Below are 5,734 nucleotides of genomic sequence, written 5' to 3'. Positions count from 1 at the left end.
CCCAGTTTAAACTTATAATTATACCGAGACTGCTTGCAGCGAGGTATAAAACGTCCTTGTTTCAATCCCACTCTTTTAAGGGTGGGTTGCCTTCTGCCTTCTGCCTCCTGCCTTCTGCCTTCTGAAAAGGAAACTCTCACCAATCGCACCCTCTTGGCGATCGCCCAAAATCCCGATCAACTCTGAACCCTGATTTTGCTGACGCGCAAGGTGCAACTCTTCTTCAGAAGGCAATTCATCATAATAAAGCATCACATCGCAATCTGAATATTCATCGCACAGCCCTTCTGCGACTGAGCCTGTAACCATTACAGCTTTCGTTTTCGGGTTGGTGATATACGCTTTGACATTGCGTTTTACTAATTTCAACAAGTATTGAGTTTTATCAGTCATGGATTGTTATGACTTGGGTAAATGGCTCGAATAGTTCTGGTAAAATTGTCGGGTCTATCCCTATGCCTGAGTCTCTTACAGATAAGACCGCTACACTGCCTGAGCCATTTTCACCCGGAATAAATGAGAGATCCACCCAGATCATCCCATCTGGCTTGGAAAACTTTATGCATCATTAAAACTGTTTGTCCGACTGCACCAGTCTCGCCTAACTTCAACTTGAGTAGCTGAACTCCGTTCGAGATGGGGGCAACGGGATTCCTTAACTCGTGAGCTAGCATGGCAATAAATTTGTCTTTAAGGGCGTTTTGATTCGTCAGTTTCTGGTAAAGTTGAACGTTGGCGATCGCAACTGCTGTAGTGTCGGTCAAAAATCTCAAGCAGTTCTATCTCTTCGGACGTGGCTCGATGTGGTGTACTCCAGTAAGCTCCGATCGCACCCAGTGGATCAGAAATCCGTATGGCCCTTACCATGCATCCCTACTTCTGCAAGAAGTCTAATCTTTAGTCTACTTGAGTAGACTTTAGCTATTAGCCTTGAACTTTAGTTCTAGGCGGGCGAGTCATATCATGTCCGACTTAATATTTATGTCATTGCGAGCGAAGCGCGGCAATCCCAAAGCGCAAGTGAATTGCTTCATTCCACTTCGTTACATTCGCAATGACATATCGTAAGTAATTTGCCGAACTTGATATCAGCCAACAGGTAATTCTTCAATGCAGACAATTTATTTGGCGATTGCCAAATAATACTCAAATCGCTCCCGGAGTTGTTCTACCATTAAATTTTCAGTCCAGTATTCCACTAGGGCGTGACCAAATGCCCAAGCGTTGCGATCGGGTGAAGCGGAATTTTCCAGCAATAGCGGCCAGAGGGATAGCAATTCAAAGTTGAGCGGGTTAAGGTTATCTGTATTCAAGAGCGAGAAAAGCTCATATCCCATTTGGAGTTTGCCAATCACAATCGGCAACTGTTCCACAGGAATTTGCTGTGCCAGCATATATGCTAGGGTTGGAGATCCAGTTGATAGGGTAGAAACAAACTGGAGGACGGGACTTTTGAGCAATGCCGTTAGTCCCTGTGTTGTCGCCATTTGGAAGGTGTAATGGTCGATGATTTTGGCTGCGGCGATGGTGCGGGCTTCGAGGTTACGTAAAAAGCGAGCGAGACGGAGTTGCTTAGTTGGTGTGATCGCATCCACTAATCCCAACGATAGCGCCTCTACTCCCCAAGCAACTCGATTTGTTTTGCTGTCACTTGTAACCACAGGCACAATTAGATTACAAAAGTTTCCCAGCAGTTTGGCACGATACTCGGTGGCTTCTCGAATGGCAATTTCTTTTGAGCGATCGCCCCATTCCCAATCATAAGGCGGTTGCCATTCGCGGATCGGACGCAGACGATCTACTTGAGTGACGATCGCAATCGCAGGTAAATCTGCAACTTCTGCTTTGATATCTTGCAGAAAGTCCACATCCATTTGCAGGGCAGGATCGAGGGCAGGGGTGACTAATAACAGCAAATCTGCGTTGATGGCATAATCAAGCACTAGGTTTCGCAGATCGGCACGGTTGACTTGTTCGTAACCAGGTGTATCCCAAAGTGTTAGGGTTTCCCCACTTTGAGTCTGCCATTGATAATTTTGAATGCGATCGGTACTGGGTAAAACATCAACGGCTGCGAGATCCGCCTGAAATAGGGTGTTAATCAGGCTACTTTTTCCCGATCCCGTGCGCCCCACCAGCAGAATATTCACGGGTTTTTGCTCAACTGCTTCGGCGGGTTGAGCTTGAGTCAGGATTTCTCGAAGGGTTTGGGTTTTTACCTTGGGTAAAGTTGGTGTGGAAACTACGGTTGCTGAAACTGGTAATGTGCCACGTCCGTAAAGAGCGATCGCCTGCTGACATAAGTTTCTCAGGGCAGCTTCTCGAAATAACTGGCTCAAATTCCCTAATAATTGCTGAGTTGCTTGGTTACTAGAACCCTTGCTGGCTTGTTTTGCCACCGCCGCCACTGGATTTAAGACCCACTGTGCCCAGTTCCAAGCTTTCCAGAATTTCCGAGCCGATGGCTCTAACTTCCGGTAGACTTCGTATCCTTGGTATGCTTGCCCAACCGTCACCTGATTCAGGACAGGGGATAACTTTTGCATCCACCGATCCATATCATCCACCGTTCCCCGAATCAACCCGTAAGCTTGGGGGACGTAAATGTTTAGTAGCGGATATTGAATTTGAGGATTGTAGATATGAGCGATCGCTACAACCAAATTCTGGCATCGCGTCCAAAAAGTTTGCCAGTCTTCCCAAATCGGGCGATCGCTTTGTGCTGCTTGCAGAATCTCTTGAAGGGCGGCTTCTGCAAGCTTTGTGGTGTCACTTCCGACTGGTAGCCCTACTGTATCCTCTGCTGTCGATTCCAGTTCTTCTTGGACTTGGGCTAATACAGCTTCCACTTGATTAACAGCAGGTTGAGTCCATTTGACCAATAGCCAACGCCAACCAACGAATAAAAGGGTGAATACACCCCAAATCCAATTAATGCCCCACGCATGAATTTGCGAACCGGCGGATACCAGTAAGAAAATGATGATGAAAGCGATCGGGATTGCTAAGACGACCCACTGCCACAGTTTTAATCGCACCATTGCCCCATACCTGCTTTGAAATGTTGGGAAATTCGAGTTTTTGCAAAAATTACTCTTATAAAAAGTCTATCGTCTCCAATCTAGGTAAGATGTTTGGTATTCTTGGATTAGTGCTAAACTCCTAATTATTAGGGATAAATGTTTTATTTTGCTGTGGGTAGTTAAATAAATAACTGGACATTTATATTTCTAGATTGGAAGAAGTTTTAAATTGCTCAGTTCACTAAAGAAGCCATGCAAACCATTACCGACATTGGCACGCTAATTGTCAGCACACCGGGAACCTGTGGTGGTCGCCCTCGAATTGCGGGACACCGGATCACGGTACACAACATTGCGATCAATTTCAACGCAGGCATGAAACCGGAAGAGATAGTTGTCGAAAGACCACAGCTAATGTTGGCACAAGTTTATGCAGCCCTAGCTTATTACTATGCTAACCAGGAAGTAATTGACACGGAGATTGCCGCAGAAATTGAAGAATACGACCGTTTGGAAGCTGAATACACGGCAAAGAGACAGTGAGCCAAATTCGTTTGTATTTAGATGAGGACAGCGTTGAGAAGTCCCTAATCAAAGCTTTCTGTAATGCACCCCTTGGATGTTGTGACAGTGGCCGATGTGAGCAGGCAGAGCTATTCTGATGATGAGCAGCTAATTTGGGCAACAGAGCAAGGGCGTGCCATCTATAGCTACAACCGAAGAGACTTCTGCTGCTTGCATAACGAGTTTTTAGCCACACAAAGAAATCATGCTGGCATTATCTTGTTGCAGCAGCAACGCTATTCCGTAGGGCAACAGTTACAAGGGTTGCTCAAGTTGGTTGCTATTCGTTCGGCTGAAGAGATAGTAAACCAACTGATATTTTTGAGTGCTTATATTGATAAAAGCTCTTAGACCACTGTGTCATTTTAATTAGATTTTGGGATATAAGGAGCGATTATCTTCGATACGCTCTGCGATCGCAAACAAGAATAAAAATAGCGATTAACAAGGTTTTTTGTTGCCTATGAAACTTACATCAGAAGCTTGGAAATAATAAACCATGCTTGAGAAAAATTTTAAATGAATCTCAGCGCATTGGAATGGGAGTTAGGCTTCTGAGATTTTGAGTTTTAAAGACAAGCCGAACTTGCAAAAGTCCGGCTGAGTTTAATCAATCGTCTATACGCAGTAGTTTGCGATAAAACGGTTGTGAAAAATCGGTCGCACGATGACGTTTATAGTTATCCATAACTTCAATTAAAAAATTAATAAACTCGAAACTAGCCATCATCAGTTCGTAACTCAGTTCAGCGTTGCCATCAAACTGGATTCGGCAACGGGTTAAGTCTGAGGGTAAAGTCGCAACATTCCAGGAGGCGACAAAGGGAACATGTTCACTGGCTTCTATCTTCCGGTGTCCCTCCAAGACCCCTTTTTGATAAAGGCTAATGGCATAGGGTAAGAAATTGCGCCTAGCGCCTTGAACATAAGGTAAATAAACACTGGCTTGTTGTTGAGTGGCAGGCTGGAGTTGGTCAATAGACATTATTAAATATTCCTCAAGTTAGTTGGCAACTAGGGATATTAATGGATGTTACTAGTATTCCCAAAAGATGTGTCTAAAGCACATAGTGGGGAGTGGGGAGTGGGGAGTGGGGGATGAAGGGGATGAGGGGGATGAGGGGGATGAGGGGGATGAGGAAGAACTTACTTCCCTTATCTCCCCCTGCTTCCTCATCTCCCCCTACCCCCTCATCTCCCCCTACTCCCTCATCTCCCCCTACCCCATGCCCAAAAATGAAGTTACTGCTAAGAAATATTAAAATTTCGGTTAGAATGAGGCTGCATTAACTTTTATCGACGCTGGGCAAAATAACACTAAAAATCCGCACTGTAAAGTTGTGGATGTTATTATTGCTGTTTCTCCCAACACCGAGCTGCTGCTACCTTGTTATTACTTTGCCCAAATCGGAGTTCTCATTGAAGAAAGTCCTACTCTACAAGCTTCCTGCCTAAATGGCTATCAAAGGAATCAAGCCTCTGTCTAAGAGTAGCAAAGGTGGTTAATGCGAGGTAATTACGCAGAGTAGCGGTGGCAACAAAGGTAGTCCCATCGGCTTTTGGCTTAGGGATAGCGGGTATTGCAGTTTGCCCATTCCGATTAATATCGGGAAAAGTAGCTTAGGGATATTTGTCCGTAAAATTACTAACTGTAGACAAATAGTGGTTTTTGAATCAAGCAACCTAACCTATGCCAGCGAATTCCTGGCCCGAAGAAGATTCTTATCAAGAGCTTGATCCGCTCAACTCCTTGTTGTCTGACCTATCAGCAAATGAGGAGTCAGTGTTAGAGACAGATCCTGTGTCTCTAACACCCCGGTTTCAAGGTCGTAGACGCAAAGCGGCTCTAGTCTTGACTATCGTCTGGAGTAGCACGATCGCTCTACATTTAGTTTCTTGGGCTTCTATATTTATTCTAGGACTGACCACCATTCTAGGATTTCATGCCTTGGTGGTAGTGTTTACTAAATCCCGTCGTTATCCAAAAGAAATACAGGGAGATTTGCCCTCTGTATCTGTGTTAGTGGCTGCGAAAAATGAAGAAGCGGTAATTGCTAAATTAGTTAAAAATCTTTGTAATCTGGAATATCCAGGTGGGCAGTACGAAGTATGGATAATTGACGATCACAGCAGTGATAGCACGCCAC

Annotated in this window: 11 protein-coding genes; 5 read left to right on the top strand and 6 right to left on the bottom strand. The window is 44.8% G+C overall.

What is annotated here, in order from left to right:
• Positions 1-75: 75 nt before the first annotated feature.
• The 5 genes from LC574_RS23165 to LC574_RS23150 all read right to left on the bottom strand — a co-directional run bounded on the left by LC574_RS23165 (position 76) and on the right by LC574_RS23150 (position 3,041).
• The gene (locus LC574_RS23165; RefSeq protein WP_229455927.1) at positions 76-393 is read right to left on the bottom strand and encodes a nucleotidyltransferase domain-containing protein; all 318 of its coding nucleotides are present in this window, start codon (positions 391-393) and stop codon (positions 76-78) included.
• Positions 386-538 (bottom strand): ATP-binding protein, encoded by a 153-nt coding sequence (locus tag LC574_RS39190; RefSeq protein ID WP_368736724.1) that lies wholly within the window; start codon positions 536-538, stop codon positions 386-388. Before LC574_RS39190 ends, LC574_RS23165 begins: the two co-directional genes overlap by 8 nt.
• On the bottom strand, positions 504-764 hold the full coding sequence (locus LC574_RS23160) for a histidine kinase dimerization/phospho-acceptor domain-containing protein (protein WP_229455926.1): 261 nt from the start codon (positions 762-764) through the stop codon (positions 504-506). Before LC574_RS23160 ends, LC574_RS39190 begins: the two co-directional genes overlap by 35 nt.
• Positions 691-867, bottom strand: coding sequence for a hypothetical protein (locus tag LC574_RS23155; protein ID WP_229455925.1), 177 nt, complete (start codon positions 865-867; stop codon positions 691-693). The genes LC574_RS23160 and LC574_RS23155 overlap by 74 nt, the downstream gene beginning before the upstream one ends.
• A gap of 254 nt (positions 868-1,121) precedes the next feature.
• Positions 1,122-3,041, bottom strand: a complete 1,920-nt coding sequence (locus LC574_RS23150) for a GTPase family protein (protein ID WP_229455923.1) — start codon at positions 3,039-3,041, stop codon at positions 1,122-1,124.
• Positions 3,042-3,275: 234 nt separating this feature from the next.
• Between LC574_RS23150 and LC574_RS23145 the strand changes: the two genes are divergently transcribed.
• Together LC574_RS23145 and LC574_RS23140 are read left to right on the top strand one after the other, a co-directional pair.
• The gene (locus tag LC574_RS23145; RefSeq protein WP_229455921.1) at positions 3,276-3,566 is read left to right on the top strand and encodes a DUF433 domain-containing protein; all 291 of its coding nucleotides are present in this window, start codon (positions 3,276-3,278) and stop codon (positions 3,564-3,566) included.
• A gap of 63 nt (positions 3,567-3,629) precedes the next feature.
• Positions 3,630-3,938 carry a DUF5615 family PIN-like protein gene (locus tag LC574_RS23140; protein ID WP_229455919.1) on the top strand — a complete coding sequence of 103 codons (309 nt, stop codon included), beginning with the start codon at positions 3,630-3,632 and terminating at the stop codon, positions 3,936-3,938.
• Between the two features lie 259 nt (positions 3,939-4,197).
• On the opposite strand, the gene ebsA is transcribed toward LC574_RS23140, so the two are convergent.
• The gene (gene ebsA, locus LC574_RS23135) at positions 4,198-4,572 is read right to left on the bottom strand and encodes a type IV pilus biogenesis protein EbsA (protein WP_229455918.1); all 375 of its coding nucleotides are present in this window, start codon (positions 4,570-4,572) and stop codon (positions 4,198-4,200) included.
• Positions 4,573-4,664: 92 nt separating this feature from the next.
• On the opposite strand from ebsA, the gene LC574_RS23130 reads away from it, so the two are divergent.
• From LC574_RS23130 to LC574_RS23120, 3 genes are all read left to right on the top strand, one after another.
• Positions 4,665-4,877 (top strand): hypothetical protein, encoded by a 213-nt coding sequence (locus LC574_RS23130; RefSeq protein ID WP_229455916.1) that lies wholly within the window; start codon positions 4,665-4,667, stop codon positions 4,875-4,877.
• Between the two features lie 50 nt (positions 4,878-4,927).
• Positions 4,928-5,074: a hypothetical protein gene (locus LC574_RS23125; RefSeq protein ID WP_229455914.1), complete on the top strand. Its 147-nt coding sequence runs from the start codon at positions 4,928-4,930 to the stop codon at positions 5,072-5,074.
• Between the two features lie 203 nt (positions 5,075-5,277).
• Positions 5,278-5,734 (top strand): glycosyltransferase family 2 protein (locus LC574_RS23120; RefSeq protein WP_229455913.1); only part of this gene is annotated, 457 nt, incomplete at its 3' end.

The organism is Nostoc sp. CHAB 5715 (assembly GCF_020829685.1).
Classification (GTDB): Bacteria; Cyanobacteriota; Cyanobacteriia; order Cyanobacteriales; family Nostocaceae; genus Nostoc.
This window is presented reverse-complemented; position numbering and strand designations above follow the sequence as displayed.

Coding starts and splice junctions, on each gene's coding strand:
- LC574_RS23165 (WP_229455927.1), bottom strand. CDS start 393: ATGACTGATAAAACTCAATACTTGTTGAAATTAGTAAAACGCAATGTC.
- LC574_RS39190 (WP_368736724.1), bottom strand. CDS start 538: ATGATCTGGGTGGATCTCTCATTTATTCCGGGTGAAAATGGCTCAGGC.
- LC574_RS23155 (WP_229455925.1), bottom strand. CDS start 867: ATGGTAAGGGCCATACGGATTTCTGATCCACTGGGTGCGATCGGAGCT.
- LC574_RS23150 (WP_229455923.1), bottom strand. CDS start 3,041: ATGGTGCGATTAAAACTGTGGCAGTGGGTCGTCTTAGCAATCCCGATC.
- LC574_RS23145 (WP_229455921.1), top strand. CDS start 3,276: ATGCAAACCATTACCGACATTGGCACGCTAATTGTCAGCACACCGGGA.
- LC574_RS23140 (WP_229455919.1), top strand. CDS start 3,630: ATGCACCCCTTGGATGTTGTGACAGTGGCCGATGTGAGCAGGCAGAGC.
- ebsA (WP_229455918.1), bottom strand. CDS start 4,572: ATGTCTATTGACCAACTCCAGCCTGCCACTCAACAACAAGCCAGTGTT.